Raw genomic sequence first — 20200 nt, forward strand, 5'->3', positions numbered from 1 at the left:
AATGCATCGATTAACCGGAAAATGTTGTGCGCTGCACAACCGGCCATGCTCATGCTCGATGTTGCTTCCCAACCCGTCGTCCCCTTGCGCGGCAAACCGCTCTTCCATCTTGAGCAACAGCAGCGCAATCCCGGCGTGCCGCTGGACCTCTCCTGGCTAGATAGCCTGCGGGTCAATCAATCGGCGGTCGTCAGGCGAGTCAGTACGCTAGGCACGCGCCGCGCGGTTAAAAAAGATGCACAAGCCGCCTGGCTGCTCAAAGCCATCACCTGCATCGACCTGACCACGCTCAACGGCGACGATACCGCCGCCCGCGTCGAACGCCTGTGCGCCAAAGCACGCCGCCCGATTCGCGACGACCTGCTCGAAGCGCTGGGCATGCCGCCCGGCTCGATCAAGACCGGCGCCGTGTGCGTGTATCACCGCTTCGTCGGCATCGCCGTCGCCGCGCTTGCCGGTAGCGGCATCCCGGTCGCGGCGGTCTCCACGGGCTTTCCGGCAGGACTGATTCCCCATCCGCTGAAGTTGAAAGAGATTGAGGCGTCGGTGAAAGACGGCGCGGCGGAAATCGATATTGTCGTCACGCGTGAACATGTGCTCACCGGCAACTGGCAGGCGCTCTACGACGAAATGCGCGACTTTCGCGCAGCGTGCGGCGCGGCGCATATCAAAGCGATTCTCGCCACCGGCGACATCCGCACGCTCTCGAATATCGCCAAGGCGTCCATGGTCTGCATGATGGCCGGCGCCGATTTCATCAAGACGTCCACCGGTAAGGAAGGTGTCAACGCCACGCTCGACGTTTCGCTCGTCATGGTGCGCATGATTCGCGACTACCTTGAACGGACCGGCGTGATGATCGGCTTCAAACCAGCGGGCGGCGTGTCCGCCGCCAAGTCGGTGCTCGAATACCAGATCCTGATGAAGGAAGAACTCGGCCGCGAATGGCTTGAACCGGCGTTGTTCCGCATTGGCGCATCGAGCCTGCTCGCCGATATCGAACGGCAACTCGAGCATCACGTCACCGGCCGCTATTCGGCTTTCCATCGACATCCGGTTGCTTGAGTTGATTAACCAGCACCGCATCATCCCTTACACGAGCTCCACATGAGCGTAGCCGACTACTTCACCTCGATGGATTACGGACCTGCACCGGAAGACGACAGCGCCGCGCGCGCCTGGCTGGATCAACACGCGGCCGGCTTTGGTCATTTCATCGACGGCGCCTTTCGCGCGCCTCTGGCCGGTGAGCAATTCGACTCGCTGGAACCCGCGACCGGGCGCGTGATCGCGAGCATCGCTCAGGGCGATCAGGCGGATATTGACGCAGCGGTTGATGCCGCGCATCGTGCGCTGCCCGCGTGGCAAGCGCTGGGCGGCGCGGGCCGCGCACGGCATCTGTATGCGCTGTCGCGCATGGTGCAGCGGCATGCGCGCTTATTTTCTGTGCTCGAATCGATGGATAACGGCAAGCCGATCCGCGAGTCGCGCGACATCGATATCCCTCTTGTGGCAAGGCACTTTCTGCATCACGCAGGTTGGGCACAATTGCAGGACCGCGAGTTCGCCGACTGGGCGCCGCTTGGGGTTATCGGCCAGATCGTGCCCTGGAATTTTCCGCTGCTGATGCTCTCATGGAAGATCGCACCGGCACTCGCGCTGGGTAATTGCGTGGTGCTGAAGCCGGCCGAATACACGCCTCTCACGGCGTTGTTGTTCGCTGAACTGGCAGCGCGTGCAGGCTTGCCCGCAGGCGTGCTGAACGTGGTCACCGGCGACGGCCGCACCGGTGCTGCGCTAGTCGAACATCCGCGAGTGGCGAAGATTGCGTTCACCGGATCGACAGAAGTGGGTCGGCAGATTCGCGTGGCGACCGCAGGCTCGGGCAAGTCGCTCACGCTTGAACTCGGCGGCAAGTCGCCGTTCATCGTATTCGATGACGCCGATCTCGACAGCGCCGTGGAAGGTGTCGTCGATGCAATCTGGTTCAACCAGGGCCAGGTCTGCTGCGCCGGTTCGCGGCTGCTGGTGCAGGAAGGCGTGGAGAAGCGCTTCATCGATAAATTGAAACGTCGCATGGATACGCTGCGCGTCGGGCCGTCGCTCGATAAAGGCATCGATCTGGGCGCGATTGTTGATACGGTGCAGCTCGAACGCATTCGCATGCTGGTCGAGCGCGGTGTGCAGGAAGGCTGCGAGATTCATCAGCCAAAAGGGCTTCGGATGCCCGAGCAAGGCGCGTTCTATCCGCCTACTTTGGTGACGAACGTCGCGCCCGCGTCCACGCTCGCACAAGAAGAAATCTTCGGGCCGGTGCTGGTGACAATGAGCTTTCGCACGCCTGACGAAGCGGTCGCGCTGGCGAATCATTCCCGTTATGGACTGGCTGCGAGCGTGTGGAGCGAGACCATCGGCCGCGCGCTGGATATAGCGCCGCGCCTGCAATGCGGCGTGGTCTGGATCAACGCGACCAATCTCTTTGATGCCGGTGTCGGCTTCGGCGGGTATCGCGAATCAGGCTTCGGGCGTGAGGGCGGACGCGAGGGGATTTACGAGTATCTGAAGCCGCGTGCGTGGACTAAGCTGGCCGTTCGCTCCGCGCCTGGCGAGCGAGTTGCGCAGCCTTCCGCTTTTGAAGGCGACACGAATAACGTCAGCGCGCTCGACCGGACCGCGAAGCTGTTTATCGGCGGCAAGCAGGTTCGGCCGGACAGCGGTTACTCGCGGCTTGTGCATGCGCCGTCGGGGGCGATCGTCGGAGAAGTGGGCGAGGGTAATCGCAAGGACATCCGTAACGCTGTAGCCGCTGCGCGCAACGCTGAAAAGTGGTCGCAAGCCAGCACGCATAACCGTGCCCAGGTGCTGTATTACCTTGCGGAAAACCTGTCGGCACGCGCAGACGAATTCGCGAGGCAACTGGTGGCGCGGACCGGCGTTTCTGCCGTCGATGCCGAGCGTGAAGTCGAAGCATCGATCACGCGTTTGTTCACCTACGGCGCGTGGGCCGACAAGTTCGATGGCGCGGTGCATTCACCGCCGCTAAGAGGCGTTGCGCTGGCGATGCACGAACCGCTCGGCGTGATCGGCGTGGTGTGCCCGGACGAAGCGCCGTTGCTGGGCCTCGTCTCGCTGATCGCACCGGCGCTTGCGTTGGGTAATCGCGTGGTCGCCGTGCCGAGCGAAACGTGTCCGCTGATGGCGACCGATTTTTATCAGGTCGTCGAGACGTCGGATGTGCCGGCGGGTGCGTTGAACATTGTCACCGGCGAGCGTCGGGCGCTGGCGTCGACCCTGGCGAAACACGACGATGTAGACGCGTTGTGGTGCTTCGGCGGTGCGGATTTATCGACGGTGACTGAGCGCGAATCGGTGGGCAACCTGAAGCGCACGTTCGTCGATTATGGCCGCGTGTTCGACTGGTTCGACGCCGCAAGCGAAGGCCTGCCGTTCCTGCGGCAAGCCGTGCAAGTGAAGAACATCTGGATCCCGTACGGAGATTGAACATCAGAAGCACGGGTTCAAAATAGAATCATGAGCGATGACCTCGCAACACAGCGAGGCACGCTCAACATGAAGGAGACGCAATGCTGAAGAACCTCGATCCGCTGCTGAACGCCGACGTCCTGCACGCGCTGTGCGCAATGGGACACGGCGACGAAGTCGTGATCTGCGACGCCAATTTTCCCGCCGATTCCGTCGCGCGCCAAACGGTGCTTGGCCATGTGCTTCGGCTCGACGGCGTGAATGCGCCGCGTGCGATTCGCGCGGTGTTGTCGGTGTTGCCGCTGGATAGTTTCGTCGATCATCCGGCCGAGCGCATGGAAGTCGTTGGCGACGCCAACGCGCTTCCCGCCGTGCAGCGCGAAGCGCAAACCGAGGTGGATGCCGCCGAAGGGCGCGCGACGCCCTTTGCTTCCATCGAACGTTTTGCGTTTTATGAACGCGCCAAACAAGCGTATTGCGTGATCGCGACCGGCGAAGCACGCGGCTATGGTTGCTTCATCTTCAAGAAGGGCGTGAACCTTGCGCCCGATGCACCGGCTGCCGCTTCGGATTCGGAGAGCACGCGATGAACCGCAGCGTCGTCATCCTCGGCATCTACGTGACGGATCTCACGTTCCGCGCCGAGCGCATGCCGCTGCTTGGCGAGACCATCGCCGGATCGGCGTTTGCGATGGGACCCGGCGGCAAGGGGTCGAACCAGGCCGTGGCCGCAGCGCGCGCCGGTGCCGACGTGATCTTCTGCACGCGCCTTGGCGCCGACGCATTCGGCGACATCGCACGCTCGACGTGGGCCGCGGAAGGCATCACCGCGCGGGCAATAACGACTGACGGCGTGGCAACAGGTGCAGCGCATATCTTCGTCGACGACGCCACGGGCGGCAACGCGATCATCGTCGCGGCGGGGGCGGCAGGACGCTTGTGCCCTGAAGACGTCGAAGCGATAGAAGCCGATATTGCGACCGCCGCCGTGTTCGTCACGCAGCTTGAACAACCGGTTCCTGCCGCGCGGCGCGGCCTTGAACTCGCGCGTCGCCACGGCGTGACGACCGTGTTCAATCCGGCGCCCGCGTCGCCGCTCGACGACGACATCTTCCCGCTCTGCGACTACATCACCCCGAACGAAACCGAAGCGACCGCGCTGACGGGTATCACGGTGGCTTCCGTCGACGATGCCCGCCGTGCCGCCGATGTCCTGCTCGCAAAGGGCGTGCGTGCCGTGATCGTGACGCTGGGTGAAGCGGGTGCGTTGCTGCATACGCCGAAGCAGTCGGTACTGGTGCCAGCCTTCAATTGCGGTCGCGTGGTCGAGACGGCCGGCGCGGGCGATGGCTTCACCGGCGGCTTTGCCGCAGCGCTTGCACGCGGCGAAAGCCCGTTGAACGCCGTGCGTTTTGGCTGTGCGCTGGCGAGCTTGTCGGTTACGCGCCCCGGCACCGCACCGTCGATGCCGAAGCTTGCTGAGATCGAAGCAGTGCTGGGCGTTCCTGTGCAATCCGGCAGCGTGTCGGCTAACCATTCCTGAATGGAGGAGCACTCGATGAACACATCGAAATGGCTCGCCGACCGGCAACTGAACTTCCTGGTCGCGGTGAACTTGCTGGTCGTGTTGGTCGCGACCGCGTTATCGCATGGCCAGTTCGTCGATATCGACAACCTCCAGTCCATGGGCAGTCAGTTGCCCGAACTGGGCTTGCTCGCGCTCGGCATCATGCTCTCGATGGTGTCGGGTAACGGTGGTATCGACTTGTCGGGCGTTGCGCTGGCGAACCTCTCGGGCATGGTCGCCGCGCAGTTGCTGCCGATGCTCGTTTCCGCCGATAACTCGCCCTCGCTCTACACCGCCGTGTTCTGCGTGATTACGGTCACGCTTGGCGCTATCGGCGGCTTGATGAACGGCGTGATCATCGCGCGATTGAAACTCACACCGATCCTCTGCACGCTCGGTACGTCGCTGCTGTTTACTGGCATCGCCGTGGTATTGAGCAACGGTGCGTCGGTGCGGGTGGAATACGTCGATGCCCTCTCCGACATCGGCAACGGCACCTTCCTGCAAGTGCCTATCTCGCTGTGGATTTTCGTCGTAACGGTGTTGCTGCTCGGTTGGGTGTTGAAGCGCACGCCCTTCGGTTTGCGGCTCTACCTGATGGGCACGAATCCGAAAGCCGCGTTTTACGCCGGCATTCCGCGTGACCGCATGTTGATCCTGACCTACGGCATGTGCGGCGTGCTCGCGTCGCTTGCCGGGCTCATCAGTGCATCGCATACGTCGAGCGCAAAGTGGGATTACGGCAACTCGTACTTGCTGATCGCGATCCTGATCGCCGTGATGGGCGGCGTGAATCCGGCGGGCGGTTACGGCCGGATCGTCTGTGTTTTCCTGGCCGCGACCGTGCTCCAGTTCTTGTCGAGCCTGTTCAACCTGATGGGCATATCGCAGTTTTTCGGCGACTGTGCGTGGGGCTTTCTGCTGCTTGCGTCGCTTGCGCTGGCGGGTGGAGAACGCGTGCGTGCGATCTTCGGCCTGGGCGGTGCCGCGCCCGTTTCGAAGGTACCGAAACCGCCAGCGGCATGACCGGATAAAACAAGCTTCCCTCGGTTTCAAAACTTCATCTCATGTGCAGCACATACAAACCATAACGGAGACAACGCATGAAACTCAATCGAATCGCCATCGCGCTTACCGCTGTCACGCTTGCGGCCGGAGCCATTGCTGTCGCGCAGGCCGCGACCGACGAAACCATCGTCACGGTGGTCAAGGTCACGGGTATCAACTGGTTCAACCGGATGGACGAGGGCGTGAAGGAATTCGCCAAGGACAACCCGGGCGTGAACGCGTATCAGACCGGGCCGGGGCAGGCGGACGCCGCGCAACAACTGAAGATCATCGAAGACTTGATCGCGAAGAAGGTCACGGCGATCGCGGTCGTTCCCTACGATCCGCCGACCCTCGAACCCGCGCTCAAGAAAGCGATGGATCGTGGCATCAAGGTCGTCACGCATGAAGCGGACAACGAGAAGAACACGATGGTCGACATCGAAGCGTTCGACAACACCGCGTACGGTGCGGGCCTGAACGAAAGGCTTGCGAAGTGCATGGGCGACCAGGGCAAATGGGCGGTACTGGTCGGCTCGCTCGGCAGCCGTTCGCAGGTTCAGTGGGCGGATGGCGGTATCGGCAATGCGAAGCAGAAGTATCCGAAGATGGATCTGGTCGAACCGAAACTCGAAACCAATAACGACGGCGAACGTGCTTACCAGGTTGCGAAGGAAGTGCTGCGCAAGCACCCGGACCTGACTGGCTTCCAAGGGTCGTCGTCGCTGGACGTGATCGGCATTGGGCGTGCAGTGGAAGAGGCCGGCAAGATTGGCAAGATCTGCGTGTACGGCACGGGTCTGCCGACGGAAGCCGGCAAGTTCCTCGAGAGCGGCGCAATCAATGGCATTGCGTTCTGGGACCCGAAGCTCGCCGGTATCGCAATGAACAAGATTGCGAAAATGCTGATCGATGGCAAGACGGTGGAGAACGGTACGGACCTGGGTCTGGTTGGTTATAACAAGGTCACGGTCACCAAGGGTCCGGGCAAGGGCATCATCGTGCGCGGCACCGGCTGGGTGGACGTCGACAAGACCAACTACAAGCAGTATCCGTTCTGATTGTCTTCGAGGAAGCAATAAAGCGCGCACGGCTGCCGTGCGCGCTGTCTTCAGGAAGTTGAAAGGGTAGAAGGTTCAATGATGAGTACAGCGCCGCTTCTCGAAGTCGTCGATATCCACAAGCGCTTTACCGGCGTGTATGCGTTGCGTGGCGTGAGCCTTTCGTTCCAGCGTGGGCAGATTTATCACCTGCTCGGCGAGAACGGCTGCGGCAAGAGCACGCTGATCAAGATCATCTCCGGCGCGCAGCCACCCGATCAGGGCGAGCTTGTGATCGAAGGCGTAAGGCACTCGCGGCTTGCGCCGCTGGAGGCGTTGTCGGCGGGTATCGAGACCGTGTATCAGGACCTTTCTTTGCTGCCCAACATGAGTGTTGCAGAGAACGTGGCGTTGACGTCCGAACTCGCCGCGCACGCGGGGCGGCTTACGCGGACCTTCGATCGCCGTGCGCTGGCCAAGACAGCGGCGCGTGCGTTGGAAGCGGTGGGCTTACCCGGCGATGCTGATTTTCAAGCGACGCTGGTCGAGCAGTTGCCGCTGGCGACGCGGCAACTCGTGGCTATCGCGCGGGCGATAGCGAGCGCGGCGAAGTTCGTCATCATGGATGAGCCGACCACGTCGCTCACGCAAAAGGAAGTCGATAACCTGATCGCTGTGCTGGCGAAGCTGCGTGCCGACGGCGTAGCCGTGCTGTTCGTGAGTCACAAGCTGGATGAGTGTTACGCGATAGGCGGTGAAGTGATCGTGCTGCGCGATGGCCAGAAGATGGCGCAAGGGCCGATCGAGAATTACACGAAGGCGCAGATTGGCGAGTTGATGACAGGCAAGCAGTTATCGAACGAGCGATATCGGCAGGCTGAAGTCATGGATGGCCACGACATTGTGCTCGATGTGAAGGCGTTATCGCGGTCGCGTCAGTTCGCCGATGTCACGTTCTCGCTGCATCGCGGAGAGATTCTTGGCGTGACGGGTTTGCTCGACTCGGGGCGCAATGAATTGGCGCGGGCATTAGCGGGTGTCGCGCCTGCGGATAGCGGGACGGTGACGCTGGATGGTTCTATCGTGCGGCTTAAAACACCGTCCGATGCAAAGTGGCAACGCATAGGCTATGTGCCGGAAGACCGCTTGAATGAAGGACTTTTCCTCGATAAATCCATTCGCGACAACGTCATCACCGCGATGATTTCGAGTTTGCGCGACCGCTTTGGACAGGTTGACCGCAAGCGCGCACGCGAGCTTGCCGAGCGCACCGTGAAGGAGTTGCAGATCGCGACGCCTGACGTCGATAAACCGGTGCAATCGCTTTCCGGAGGAAACCAGCAACGCGTGTTGATCGGCCGATGGCTGGCCATTGACCCACGCGTCCTGATCCTGCACGGCCCGACGGTGGGTGTGGATGTGGGATCGAAGGACATCATTTACCGCATCATGCAGCGCTTGGCGGAGCAGGGCATCGGCATCATTTTGATCAGCGATGACCTGCCCGAGTTGCTGCAGAACTGCGACCGAATCCTGATGATGAAGAAGGGGCGTGTCTCGAACGAATATCGTGCGGGGCAATTGACTGAAGCCGATCTTTATCACGCTTTACTTTCAGAGGCAGCATGAGCGAGTCACTTCATCGCGTTGCTCAGACATCGCAAGGCGCTTCCGCGCTGAGTCCGGCATTGGCCGAGGTTGCGCCGCAGGTGCGGCGGCCCAGTTTGATTGGGCGGCTGGTGCGCAATCCAGAGTGGTTCACGGTCGCGCTGATTCTTGTGACGTGCCTGGTGGTGGGCACGTTGAATCCGCGTTTCTTCCAGTTCGCGACGCTCTTCGATTTGCTGCATTCGGGGACGACCGTGTCGTTGTTTGCGCTGGGGACGCTGGTCGTGCTGGCATCGGGTGGTATCGATGTGTCGTTTACAGCCATTGCTGCTTTTACGATGTATTCGATCACCAAGGCCGTGTTTGCCTGGTGGCCCGATGCGCCGGTTTTTGTGATTCTGGTTTGCGGCGCGGTGGGCGGCGTGTTGCTTGGGTTGATCAATGGCGTGCTGGTGCATCGGCTGAAAGCGCCTTCGTTGATCGTGACTATTGGCACGCAGTATTTGTATCGTGGGTTGCTGCTGACGTTCGTGGGTACGCAGTTTTTCATGAATATCCCGCATAGCATGGATAGCTTCGGGCAGTTGCCGCTGTTTTTCTATCACACGAACGATGGGCTTCGGGCCGTGCTGCCGATCTCGGTGATTGCGCTGTTTATTGCTGCGGGCGTGACGTGGTGGTTGCTTAATCGCACGATGATGGGACGCGGTGTGTATGCCATGGGCGGCAGTTTGCCGATTGCCGAGCGGCTTGGTTATAACCTGCGGGCTATTCACTTGTTTGTTTTTGGTTACACCGGGATGCTGGCGGGGATTGCGGGGATATTGCATGTATCGACGAACCGGCTGGCGAATCCGTTTGATCTGGTGGGGACTGAGCTGGACGTGATTGCGGCGGTGATTCTTGGCGGCGCCAGGATTACCGGTGGGACGGGGACGGTGGTGGGGACGTTGCTCGGTGTGGTGCTGGTTACGTTGATCAATAGCGTCTTGATCTTGATTGGCGTGCCGAGTACCTGGCAGAAGGTGATTATTGGGGCGTTTATTCTGGTGGCGGGGACGCTGTTCGCGTTGGGGAGGCGGGCGGCGTAGGGGGGCGGGGTCGGGGTGGTCGGTTTTGGGGTTAGTGGTCAGGGGTCAATGCCGGGTTGGTGCTTTCAGTGTTAGTGGTCGGGGTCGATGCTGGGTTGGTGCTTTCGACGTTAGTGGTCTGCGGGAGTCGGATTTTCTCTTTATCACTATTAGCCACTGTGCGTGGCGGCACGTCATTTCTTTGTCCAAAGCGACAAAGAAACGAAGCAAAGAAAACGCTTTTAAAACACGCTACCCTAAGTGTCCACAGCGTGCAGTTTTGATTCATAGGTGCCCCAAAAGCACGGTGCTCGCCAGAGCCACGGATGTGTGAACCCCTCCTTCTCGCGAATCCTGACACGAACACGCTTCGCCCCGTACGCTCTCGGGCAAGCACAATTGCTAAGGAACCCGCACCGTCTTACGGGTATTTACGGCTGCGGTTCTTCGCGGGTTAGCTACTTGGTCTGTGCGACCGTATTCGTTCGCCACAGCTTGATGCATGTTTGTGTTTGCTGCTTCAGTTTCTGTGAATTGGCGGCGCGTTCTGTACAGCTATTTTCGTCGGTTACGGCCGCCCGCATCTTCGCGGCCTCGTTTCCTGGCGGGTTGGCGACGTGGTTCGAGGCGCGTACACATTTGGAGGGAGGTTGTCCGCGGATAGCGCGGGGTGCCCCTTGGGCAGGTTCAATCACTGGTGGCGAAGCGTGTGGGTATCCGTGTTCGGAGAAGGAGGGGTTCAAACATCGGTGGCTCTGGCGAGCACCGTGCTTTTGGGGCACCTATGAATAGAAACTGCACGCTGTGGACACTTAGGGTAGAGCGGTTAAAGCGTTTTCTTTGCTTCGTTTCTTTGTCGCTTTGGACGTAACTAGTCAGCACTTGTAAACTGCTGCGAAGCTCGGCATGATTCGGAGATGACATTAGTGCCCAACCTTAAAAATCTAACGGACGAGCAGAAAGACGCGCTCATCATTGAGTTGGTGAGGCGTCTGAATGAGATTGAAGCGAAGCTGGAGAAGGACAGCCACAACTCAAGCAAGCCACCGTCCTCGGATGGCTTGAAGCGCAAACCCAAACCCAAGTCGCAGCGCACGGCGAGCGGCGCCATGCCAGGCGCTCAGCCAGGTCATGAGGGCAAGACACTCAAACGCGTGGCGCAGCCAGATCACGTTGAGATTCATCGCGTGAGTCGGGTATGTGATAACTGCGGGAAAGAAATCATGCCCGATCGCATTTCAGTGCTGGCCGAAGAGCGCCAGGTCATCGATTTGCCGGTGATCCGGTTTGAGGTGACAGCCCATCGCGTGGAGCGGGCGCAATGCGGCTGCGGCCAATTACATCGGGCCGAGTTTCCCAAAGGCGTAAGCCAGGCGGTGCAGTACGGCAGCCAGATCCAGGCGGCGGCGGTCTATCTGACGCAATATCAGCAGTTGCCCCTGGAGCGTACCTCGCAGGCGTTGCGCGACCTGTTTGGCCTGAGCATGAGTTCGGGCACGGTGCAAAACTGCATCACGCAAGCGGCACGGATGTTGAGTCCGGCCGTTGAACTCATTGGGCAAGCGCTGCAAAGCGCGCCGGTCGTGCATTTCGATGAAACCGGCATGCGCGTGGGACGTACCCTGCACTGGCTGCACACGGCCTCGACCCAGGCGCTGACGTGGTATGGCTCGCACCGCACGCGTGGGCGCGAAGCACTGGACAGTTTCGGTATCCTGCCCTCATTTACCGGGATCGCAGTGCACGATGGCTGGGTGCCTTACTCCTACTACGAGTGCGAGCATGCGTTATGCAACGCGCATCATCTGCGCGAGTTGATCGGGGTGTGGGAATCCACCCAGCAGCCCTGGGCCGAACACATGCTCAAGCTGCTGCGCCAGGCCAAGCGCGAGGTCGATGACAGCATTGCCTGCGGCCGCACGGGCTTGAGCCGCACGCGCACCAACTACTATCGGCGACGCAGCCGCGCCCTGATCAGAGAAGGCCGCAAGCTCAACCCGCAACAAGCGCGCGACCCCACGCGTGAAGATGTGCGCGGCAGAATCAAACAAAGCGAAGCCTACAATCTGCTGGGGCGCCTGGAGCGTCATACCGCGCAAGTGTGGCGTTTCGTGGCCGACCATCGCGTGCCGTTCGACAATAACCAGGCCGAACGCGATATCCGCATGCCCAAGCTCAAACAAAAAGTCTCGGGATGCTTCCGCACAGCGAGCGGACTTCAGGCGTTTTGCACCATCCGATCGTATCTGGCTACCCTGCGCAAACAACGCCGCCCACTCATGGCCGCGCTCGCTCTTAGCTTCGCTGGCCACGTCCCTTCGCCTTTAGCGGCTGACTAGTTACCTTTGGACAAAGAAATGACGTGCCGCCACGCACAGTGGCTAATAGTGATAAAGAGAAAATCCGACTCTCGCAGACCACTAACGCCGAAAGCACCAACCCGGCATTGACTCAGAACCACTAACCCCAGAACCGACCACCCAGCACCTCCCCAGGCTAACCCTCCCCCAAATCCCGGATCGAGTGCGAACGGAACTCACTTCCTCACCTCCATCCCCTTCTCCGTAATCAACGAATCAAACTGATCCAGCTGAGAAAACCGCACCGCCTTGACCTTTCCCAACTTGCTGGCATCAACAACCAGATGTCTTTCAACCGCGCTCTCCATCGCCGCCTGCTTGATCGCGACTTCGTGGAAGTTCCAGCACGTCACGCCACGCGTCTGATCCACCCCGCCAGCCGAGATAAACGCCTTGTTAATCCCCATCCGCCGCAACGTCTCGATACTTTCATCGCTGGAAAACGAATCCGATGAAGGCGCATAAACGCCGCCCAATAAAATCATTCGCACGTTGGTCTTGCGCCGCAAAATCTCGGCCACGTTCAGCGAATAACACAACACGGTTAAATGCATGTCGGCCGGAATGAGCCGCGCCAACGTGGTCAGCGTTGTCCCGCAATCGATGAAAATGGTCTCGTTGTCCGCAAGCAAGCGCGCAGCCACCGCTGATGCCTCCGCCTTGGCCTGCGCAAAATGATCCTGCTCTTCGTCAATCGTATAACCCGCGCCGTTCGGCACATCCGAGGCTCGAACGATATAACCGCCAAGGTAAGTGAACGTCCCCGGACTCGACGCTATGTCGCGGCGAACCGTCATCTCCGATACATCGAGCAAGGTCGCCGCATCACGAAGACGCATCACACTTTGCTCACGCAAAGCATCGGCAAGAACACGCAAGCGATCGCTTTTGGTCATTCGCAGAGGACAGTGGACGCAAGCTGCACGTCGTGGATGTGGTTGTTAGATTTTGTTCGCCAGATGAAATGATTATAACAAGCGACCCCGCGAAAGGTGATCGGGGAAAACGCTTTGCATTTGCAGGGCTGATGAAGCAGGCGGCACGCTCAAGGACCCAACACGACTAGGCGGCGGCGCGTGCCCGGATCAGCGCGGCGGCCGATGCAATCGATGTCTGTTCTATCGCAACTTTGGCGATACCCGGCAGCGCGTCTTCCGCGAGTTGCGTCAGCGTACTCCCCGGTGGCATTTCAACGAACACCCGTGCGCCGAGTTCGCCCAGCACGATAGTGGAGTCGTGCCAGCGAACGGGATATCGGAGATTCGTCGCGAGGTCGGTACGGATAGCGTCAGCCTGGCGCAAAGGCCGTGCGCCGCGATTGCTGATATACGGAATCGTCGGCGCGCGGAACGCGATCTTGTTTGCGGCTTCGGTGAGTTCGCGAGCGGCATCGTCGAGAAGCACGCAGTGGGACGGCACGCTGACAGCCAACCGCTCGGCCTTGCGCGCGCCGGCTTCCAGTGCGCGTTTAGAAACGTGGTCGAGATCGGCGTCGGCGCCTGCCACCACGATCTGTCGCGGCGCATTCAAATTCGCAATGTAAGCGGCTTGCGTATGGGCATTCGCGATCACGGCGTTCAGTTCGCGCTCGCTTATGCCGGATATCGCCAGCATCCCGTAGCCGCGCGGAAAAGCGCTCTCCATCAATTGCGCGCGAAGGTGAAGTAGCTTCAAGGCGTCGCTGAAAGATAAAGCATTGCACGCAACCGCAGCGCCATACGCGCCGACCGATAAACCCGCCACCGCATCCGCCACGATGCCTTCATCCTGCAACGCTCGCACAGTCGCGACGCCCGCAACAAGCAAGCTGAGTTGCACGGCGATGGTTGAACTCAAAGCATCGGCGTGATCGAGCGAGAGCACGTCTATATGCAGTACGTCGGACGCTTCTTCGATGGTTTCAGCGAAACGCGCGTGCGGCGTCGTGCCTCCAAGCGTGCGCAAAAAGCCCGCGAATTGCGAGCCTTGGCCAGGGAAAAGGAACGCGATCATGCCGCTTGACTCGTCTGCCATGGATCGGCGACGAGCTTCGGGCCATCGGCGCAACGCAGCATCACGCGCGCGCCAGGATGCACGTATTCGGCCAGCGAGAACGCGCCGTCGCGCGTCTGGATTTGCATATCAATGCGTGTGCCGCGGTCGAGCGCGGCTTGGGAGAGGGCATCGAATAATAGCTTCGCTGCGGTGCGATCGAGTCGATCTGGCGCGCGCAGCAGCAGGTCAAGATCACTCGTTTGCGTGACCGTTGGACAGCCGCTTGCGAGTTCAAAGCCGACGCTGCCAGTAGGTCCCCACGTGCAGCCGGTTGCATCGCAGAGTGGGGCGACTGCTTGCAGCAATGCAAACGCGGACAACTTTGTGCGCGTCGTTGAGGGCTTTGAGTTTGCAAGAAGCGTTTCGGGTTCCAGGACCTGTTCAACATAACGCGGATCAAGCCATGAGCCGAAACGTTCGCTGCGTATCGTGCCGCGAATACCGACCGCGATCAGCGCGTTCACCGACACCGCCCGTCGAACCACCACGAACGGTGCTCGCTTCAGCGATGCTGCCACCCACGCCGGGGCATCGGAGAAATCCGGCGTACCCGGTGCGAGCCGCAACAGGTCATGGGGACTCACGACGCGTCCCATTGCTCCGCCATGCGCTTGCGGACTTCTATTGACGCCGCGCGAATCCGCTTGGCATCCGCCGACTGCAACCGCGATGAGAGATCACGCGGACCTTTGCGCGTATCCTCAATGGCAGCGATCAACGACCCACGCACGCGCTCGATATCTTCGTGCCCGGGCATATCCGCATTGATTCCGGCGATAAGCTCATGCAGCAGCCCAAGCTTCGCGTAAGCGCTTATCTTGTACGACATCGGCAACACGCGGTCACCGAGTTCATCGAGTCCTTCAACGCTACGGCGCGTGACCCGCGCGGCGGCTTCCTTGCCCATTGCATGCACGGCGATGCCGTCCGCGTCCAGCGCGATGATCCGGTTCGCCTGATAACCATGCGCGAGGAACGCACCGGACATTGCCGGGCCGACAATCAACGCGATCACAGGATGACCGGCGAGCCGCGCGCTTGCATACGCATCGACGCCGGCGGCGCACGCGAGATGCACGCCAAGCAGTTCTTCGCGGCGCCCATAAGCCTGGCTCTTCACATCGACGATAGCCACGATCGGACGCTTCACCGGAGCATCGCGGTCCGCCTCCATCGCGTTACGCACGGCGCGCGCGAGCAGCCAGCCTTGTTCGAGGCCGACCACGTTATCGGTCGCACGCGGAAAGCGGTTATGCGGATCGGGAACGACGGTGATGAAACGCGCGCTTGTGTCGCCAAGCGGTGCGTCGGCGCTGCGGATCGGGCCTTCGTTGCCTTCATTGCCCGCGGCCGAGCGCTCGTTCGACGCGTTCGACGTTAGTGCGTCAAACCAGATTTGCCCACGTGATGCGCTCATCAAACCTCTCCTTGCCAAAGCGTCCGCAACACAGCGGGATCGATTGCCGCCGGGTCCACACGCGCAAGCCGTTCAAGTTGTGCATCGACCTGTTCTGTCCGATGGCTCGCCGGCACCCCGCTTGCGAACGCGCCGAGCACGGCGTCGCGAACCTGATCGGTATCGTCTTCCACGAGGGTATCGACCAGGCCCACGGCCGCGCGTTGCTCGCCGCCGATCATCGACCAGATGAGGCGCCGGTCGTGTGAATCGAGTTCTTCCACTCCAGCTTCCTGTTCGATAACTTCAGGCCCGTTCATCCCGAGCCGTGCCTGCCGCGTCATGATCAACCGCGTGCACAACGCCGCTGCCAGCGACATCCCGCCGAAGCAGCCGACCATGCCGCCGATCACGCCGACCACCGGCACATGCCGCCGCAATGCGACGATTCCCGCGTGAATCTCCGCGATCACCGCGAGACCGAGATTCGCTTCCTGCAGCCTGACGCCACCCGTTTCGAACAGGATCACTGGCAGGATCTTGCGGCCTGCTTCGAACTCGCGCACGGCCATTTCAAGCGCTGCCGCGATCTTCGTACCCGACACCTCGCCGATGCTGCCGCCCTGAAACGCAGGCTCAATCGCCGCGATGACCGCCGCTTCGCCGCCAAGCGTACCGCGTGCGATGACCGCGCCGTCATCGGCCTGACAGACCACATTCTGCATGGCGAGCCACGGCGATTCGAGCCGGTCGAACGGCCCGATCAACTCGCGGAAGGTGCCGGCATCGAGCAATGCGCGGGCACGTTCACGCGCGGTCAGTTCGATAAAACTATGCTGGGCGATGAAGGTTTCGTGAACGCTCATGACACGTCTCCTTCGCTCGCTTCCACCGCTTCGGCGAGCCGCAGCATGACAACGCCGGGCGTTGCGCCGAAGTCATTGAGTTCGAGCCGCGCGGCGCCGTCGTAGCGCGAGAAGAAGCGGTCTAGCACGCTTTTCCACACGTGTTCATAACCGTCCACGCTCGTGCGGATCACGACTTCCGCGTGTTGACTCTTCGACGGCGACAGCAGGATCTCCAGGTCGCCCGAGCCGACCACGCCCACATGCGCGCGTTGCGGCACGGGGCGGGTGGCGGGATATTCGTAGCGCAAGTTTTCCATGGCGTATTCTCCGCGTCAGCCGACGCGCGGCAGGGTATCGAGGAAGAGGGTGGCAGCCAGCAAATCCGCCGCGCCTCCGGGAGATGCGTTCAATTCGGTTAGACGTTGGTCGAGGCGGGCGAGCGCTGCGCGGCCTTGCGGTCGTGCCGCGCCGCCGGCTTGCAGTGCGTCGCGGGCGCCTGTTTGCGCGGCCTCAAGCGCGACCTGGCCGCCGCGATGCAGCAGGCAGGTATCGTCAAGCGTCGCGATGATGGCGAGCAGTGCGTCGAGCCGCGCTTCATCTTCGGTTGCGCCGTTCTGACGCGATAGATTCAGCGCGGGCAAGCCGACATCGAGCACGTGCGGAAAACCTTCCGCAGCCTGACCGCGTGCGCCGGCCACGCCGAAGCGCTGGACCACACGCGCACCGTTGCTCAGCGCAGTGGGCGCTGGCGCGAAACGGTCGTCGAAGCGAGCAATGCCCGCCGCTTGCGCGCAAAGTTCGAAGGGCTCTCCCAAAGGGCTCATTGCTGCGGCTGCGCATAACAAGCCGACAATCCAGATCGCCCCGCGATGCGCATTGCTGCCATTCGTCGCGCGCAGCATCGCCACTTCACCTTCACGTCCGATACGCGCAAGTTGTTCGCGCAGCCGTTGCGAAGGTTCTTGATCAACGGCTGCGCGAGCCAGCGCGAGAAAAGTCGGCCGCAACGAGCGCGCCGAACGCAGCATGGTGTCGAGGTCGAGATCTCGATGCGCGCCGCTGCCACGCCGGTCCACGAGCGCGGGTTTCGGCGTGAGGCACGCCTCATCGATCAACGCGATGACTGCCAGATCCGCGAGGGTCGACGGAGCGCAGGCAACGTCGATGAATACGGGTTGAGTGCAGGCCATCGCGTTTCACCAGCTACGGAATTGTGCCGGCGGCTGGTACAGCCCGCCCGACCACGCGACCAGGTCGTCAATACTCCGTGCCGCCAGCAACGAGCGTTTCGCCTCGCCGCGCCGGATGCCCAGGTCTTCCGGGTACGCAACAATGCCACGCCGCCGCAATTCCGCCGTCTTGGCGGGGTCGGCGCGCATGCCGATGGGTGTGACCCCCGCCACGGCGCGCAACGCCGCGCGGCGCTCTTCCACGCCTTCGGCCGCGTGTAGATACGCGATTCCTTCTTCCGTCACGACATGGCTTACGTCGTCGCCGTAGATCATGACTGGGGCGATCGGCATGTTGCTTTGCTTGCCGACGGCGATCGCATCGAGGGCATCGACAATAGTCGGCTCACCGCCCTTCTTGAAGGTCTCGGCGGTTTGCACGACAAGCTTGTGCCCGCGCCCGATATCGCTGTTCGGCCCATCTTTTTTCATCAGCGATAACCACGCCGCGCTCGAATGACGGCGCCCGCGCGGATCGTGTCCCATGTTCGGCGCACCGCCGAATCCGGCAAGGCGGCCGAGCGTGACGGTCGATGAATTCGCGTCGGCATCCATCTGCAGCGTCGAGCCTATAAAAAGATCCACGCCATATTGACCCGCAAGCTGGCACAACACGCGGTTTGATCGAAGGCTGCCGTCGCGGCCGGTGAAAAACACATCCGAGCGCGCTTCGATGTAATCCTCCATGCCCACCTCGCTGCCGAAGCAATGCACGCTTTCTACCCAGCCGCTCTCGATGGCGGGGATCAGCGTGGGGTGCGGATTGAGCGCCCAGTGCGTGCAGATCTTGCCCTTCAGCCCATGCGCTGCGCCATAGGTCGGCAGCAGCAATTCGATCGCGGCGGTATCGAAGCCAATGCCGTGGTTCAGCGCCGTCACGCCATAACGCTCGTAGATGCCGCGTATGGTCATCATTGCCATCAGGATCTGCAACTCGCCGATATGACGTGGATCGCGCGTGAACAGCGGTTCGACGGCAAACGGCCGGTCGGCCTGCACGACGACATCGACCCACGAGCCGGGGATATCGACGCGCGGCAGTTCATCGACGATCTCGTTCACCTGCGCCACCACGATCCCATGACGGAACGCGGTCGCCTCAACAATGGTCGGCGTGTCCTCGGTGTTCGGGCCCGTATACAAATTGCCGTGGCGATCGGCCTGCACCGCGCAGACCAGCGCAACTTGCGGCGTCAGGTCGATGAACATGCGCGCATACAGTTCTATATACGTATAGATCGCACCAATCTCGAGCTGCCCGTCTTCAAGCAACTGCGCGACGCGCAGGCTCTGCGGTCCCGCAAACGAGAAGTCCACCTTGCGCGCAATGCCGCGTTCGAACAGCGTCAGATGCTCGGGCCGGCTGATGCTGGAAATCAGCAGATGAACGTCATGCACGCGCGACGGATCAAGCTTCGCGAATGCGCGCGAAAGAAAGTCGGCCTGCTTCTGGTTGTTGCCTTCCAGCGCGACGCGATCACCAGATTGAATCAGTGTTTCCAGGGCGTCGACAATGCGTTCAGCCTTGAGCACACCGTTGTCGAGCCAGCCTTCGATGCCCTTCAGGCGCCGGGCCTTTTCCAGTGCGCGCGTGTTCCACTGGCGCGGTGCTGGGGTGGTGTCGGCTTGTGCGGGAGGATTCATGCGGTGGCCTCGTATTGAGCAGGATCAGCGGAACGAAATCAGCGCTCAGGCTGACCGCGCAGTGGAAGGACGGCGACGCTTCTTTGGCTGCGTGGCCTGAGCCTGCACTTGAGCGTCGTGGAGAAAACGATAAACCAGTTCGCCGGTCGCGAGCAGATGGCGTGCGACCAGCGTTTGCGCCGCTTCGATATCGCGGGCGTGCAGTGCGTCAAGAATGGCTTCGTGCTCGGCGTCGGACTGTCCCTTGAACGTGGGCATGCCGAACTTGAGCCGCAGATAACGCTCGCCCCGCCGATGCATCGTACCAATCAACTCCATCAAATGGGGGCGCTCAGCGGGCGCGTACAGGCTCATGTGGAACTGCTCATTACGTACTACATACAGCGCCTGATCCTGTTCGCTGGCGGCGGCCTCGAGCAATCGGCGCGCCTCGGCCAGTGTTGCGTCTGTATGGCGCTCGATCGCAATGCCGATCGCCAGACTTTCCAGCGATGCGCGGATCTCATAGATCTCGCGGGCCTCATCGGGCGATTGCAGGCTGACCGACGCACCACGGTTCTGCTCGATGGTGACCCAGCCCTCGGTGTCCAGCTGCCTGAACGCCTCGCGCACAGGAATGGCGCTGACGGAGAACTGCCTGGCAATAGCGTCCTGACGCAACGGTTCGCCCGGCAGCAGCGTGCCTTCCACGATAGCCGAGCGCAACGCGTCCGCTATATAACGCGACGTGCTCTGGCGTGGCTCGAATTGCGCCTCGCGAAAAAGGGGATTCAGCTCGTTTTTCATGCTTTTTTCTACCGAAGCTAGGTACAAGTGCGGAGTGGTCAACAGCTCATTTTCAAATATTATATATGAAAATGAACTTTTGAGGCCT

At 61.1% G+C, this 20200-nt stretch carries 18 protein-coding genes; 9 read left to right on the top strand and 9 right to left on the bottom strand.

The window, feature by feature from the left end; all coding sequences use genetic code 11:
• Positions 1–51: 51 nt before the first annotated feature.
• The 9 genes from deoC to tnpC all read left to right on the top strand — a co-directional run bounded on the left by deoC (position 52) and on the right by tnpC (position 12154).
• Positions 52–1065 (top strand): deoxyribose-phosphate aldolase, encoded by a 1014-nt coding sequence (gene deoC / locus ACSQ36_RS35245; RefSeq protein ID WP_213767502.1) that lies wholly within the window; start codon positions 52–54, stop codon positions 1063–1065.
• A gap of 42 nt (positions 1066–1107) precedes the next feature.
• Positions 1108–3501, top strand: a complete 2394-nt coding sequence (locus tag ACSQ36_RS35250; protein WP_436185658.1) for an aldehyde dehydrogenase family protein — start codon at positions 1108–1110, stop codon at positions 3499–3501.
• Positions 3502–3584: 83 nt separating this feature from the next.
• Positions 3585–4073: an RbsD/FucU family protein gene (locus ACSQ36_RS35255; protein WP_436185659.1), complete on the top strand. Its 489-nt coding sequence runs from the start codon at positions 3585–3587 to the stop codon at positions 4071–4073.
• A complete protein-coding gene (gene rbsK, locus ACSQ36_RS35260; protein ID WP_436185660.1) occupies positions 4070–5026 on the top strand; it encodes a ribokinase in 957 nt (318 codons plus the stop codon). Before ACSQ36_RS35255 ends, rbsK begins: the two co-directional genes overlap by 4 nt.
• A 15-nt stretch (positions 5027–5041) precedes the next feature.
• Entirely contained in the window at positions 5042–6076 is a 1035-nt protein-coding gene (locus ACSQ36_RS35265; protein WP_436185661.1) for an ABC transporter permease, read from the top strand.
• A 77-nt stretch (positions 6077–6153) separates the two neighbouring features.
• Complete coding sequence (locus ACSQ36_RS35270; protein ID WP_213767497.1) at positions 6154–7158, top strand: autoinducer 2 ABC transporter substrate-binding protein; 1005 nt, start codon at positions 6154–6156, stop codon at positions 7156–7158.
• A gap of 78 nt (positions 7159–7236) precedes the next feature.
• Entirely contained in the window at positions 7237–8766 is a 1530-nt protein-coding gene (locus tag ACSQ36_RS35275) for a sugar ABC transporter ATP-binding protein (protein WP_436185662.1), read from the top strand.
• Entirely contained in the window at positions 8763–9836 is a 1074-nt protein-coding gene (locus ACSQ36_RS35280) for an ABC transporter permease (RefSeq protein ID WP_436185663.1), read from the top strand. Before ACSQ36_RS35275 ends, ACSQ36_RS35280 begins: the two co-directional genes overlap by 4 nt.
• Positions 9837–10741: 905 nt before the next feature.
• Positions 10742–12154, top strand: a complete 1413-nt coding sequence (tnpC, locus tag ACSQ36_RS35285; RefSeq protein ID WP_436183543.1) for an IS66 family transposase — start codon at positions 10742–10744, stop codon at positions 12152–12154.
• Positions 12155–12351: 197 nt separating this feature from the next.
• Here tnpC and ACSQ36_RS35290 read toward each other — a convergent pair whose 3' ends face one another.
• The 9 genes from ACSQ36_RS35290 to ACSQ36_RS35330 form a co-directional block, all read right to left on the bottom strand.
• Positions 12352–13071 (bottom strand): DeoR family transcriptional regulator, encoded by a 720-nt coding sequence (locus ACSQ36_RS35290; RefSeq protein ID WP_213768352.1) that lies wholly within the window; start codon positions 13069–13071, stop codon positions 12352–12354.
• Positions 13072–13237: 166 nt separating this feature from the next.
• Positions 13238–14167 carry a malonate decarboxylase subunit epsilon gene (mdcH, locus tag ACSQ36_RS35295; protein WP_436185664.1) on the bottom strand — a complete coding sequence of 310 codons (930 nt, stop codon included), beginning with the start codon at positions 14165–14167 and terminating at the stop codon, positions 13238–13240.
• Complete coding sequence (locus ACSQ36_RS35300) at positions 14164–14805, bottom strand: malonate decarboxylase holo-ACP synthase (RefSeq protein ID WP_436185665.1); 642 nt, start codon at positions 14803–14805, stop codon at positions 14164–14166. The genes mdcH and ACSQ36_RS35300 overlap by 4 nt, the downstream gene beginning before the upstream one ends.
• Entirely contained in the window at positions 14790–15626 is an 837-nt protein-coding gene (gene mdcE / locus ACSQ36_RS35305) for a biotin-independent malonate decarboxylase subunit gamma (protein WP_436185666.1), read from the bottom strand. The genes ACSQ36_RS35300 and mdcE overlap by 16 nt, the downstream gene beginning before the upstream one ends.
• Entirely contained in the window at positions 15626–16471 is an 846-nt protein-coding gene (locus tag ACSQ36_RS35310) for a biotin-independent malonate decarboxylase subunit beta (RefSeq protein ID WP_436185667.1), read from the bottom strand. The genes mdcE and ACSQ36_RS35310 overlap by 1 nt, the downstream gene beginning before the upstream one ends.
• Positions 16468–16770 (bottom strand): malonate decarboxylase subunit delta, encoded by a 303-nt coding sequence (locus tag ACSQ36_RS35315; protein WP_436185668.1) that lies wholly within the window; start codon positions 16768–16770, stop codon positions 16468–16470. The genes ACSQ36_RS35310 and ACSQ36_RS35315 overlap by 4 nt, the downstream gene beginning before the upstream one ends.
• A gap of 15 nt (positions 16771–16785) precedes the next feature.
• A complete protein-coding gene (locus ACSQ36_RS35320; protein WP_436185669.1) occupies positions 16786–17643 on the bottom strand; it encodes a triphosphoribosyl-dephospho-CoA synthase in 858 nt (285 codons plus the stop codon).
• Positions 17644–17649: 6 nt separating this feature from the next.
• Positions 17650–19326, bottom strand: a complete 1677-nt coding sequence (gene mdcA, locus ACSQ36_RS35325; RefSeq protein ID WP_436185670.1) for a malonate decarboxylase subunit alpha — start codon at positions 19324–19326, stop codon at positions 17650–17652.
• Positions 19327–19371: 45 nt separating this feature from the next.
• Positions 19372–20112 (bottom strand): GntR family transcriptional regulator, encoded by a 741-nt coding sequence (locus ACSQ36_RS35330; RefSeq protein ID WP_213768360.1) that lies wholly within the window; start codon positions 20110–20112, stop codon positions 19372–19374.
• Positions 20113–20200 lie beyond the last annotated feature (88 nt).

It is taken from the genome of Caballeronia sp. LjRoot34 (assembly GCF_964253815.1).
Taxonomy (GTDB): Bacteria; Pseudomonadota; Gammaproteobacteria; order Burkholderiales; family Burkholderiaceae; genus Caballeronia.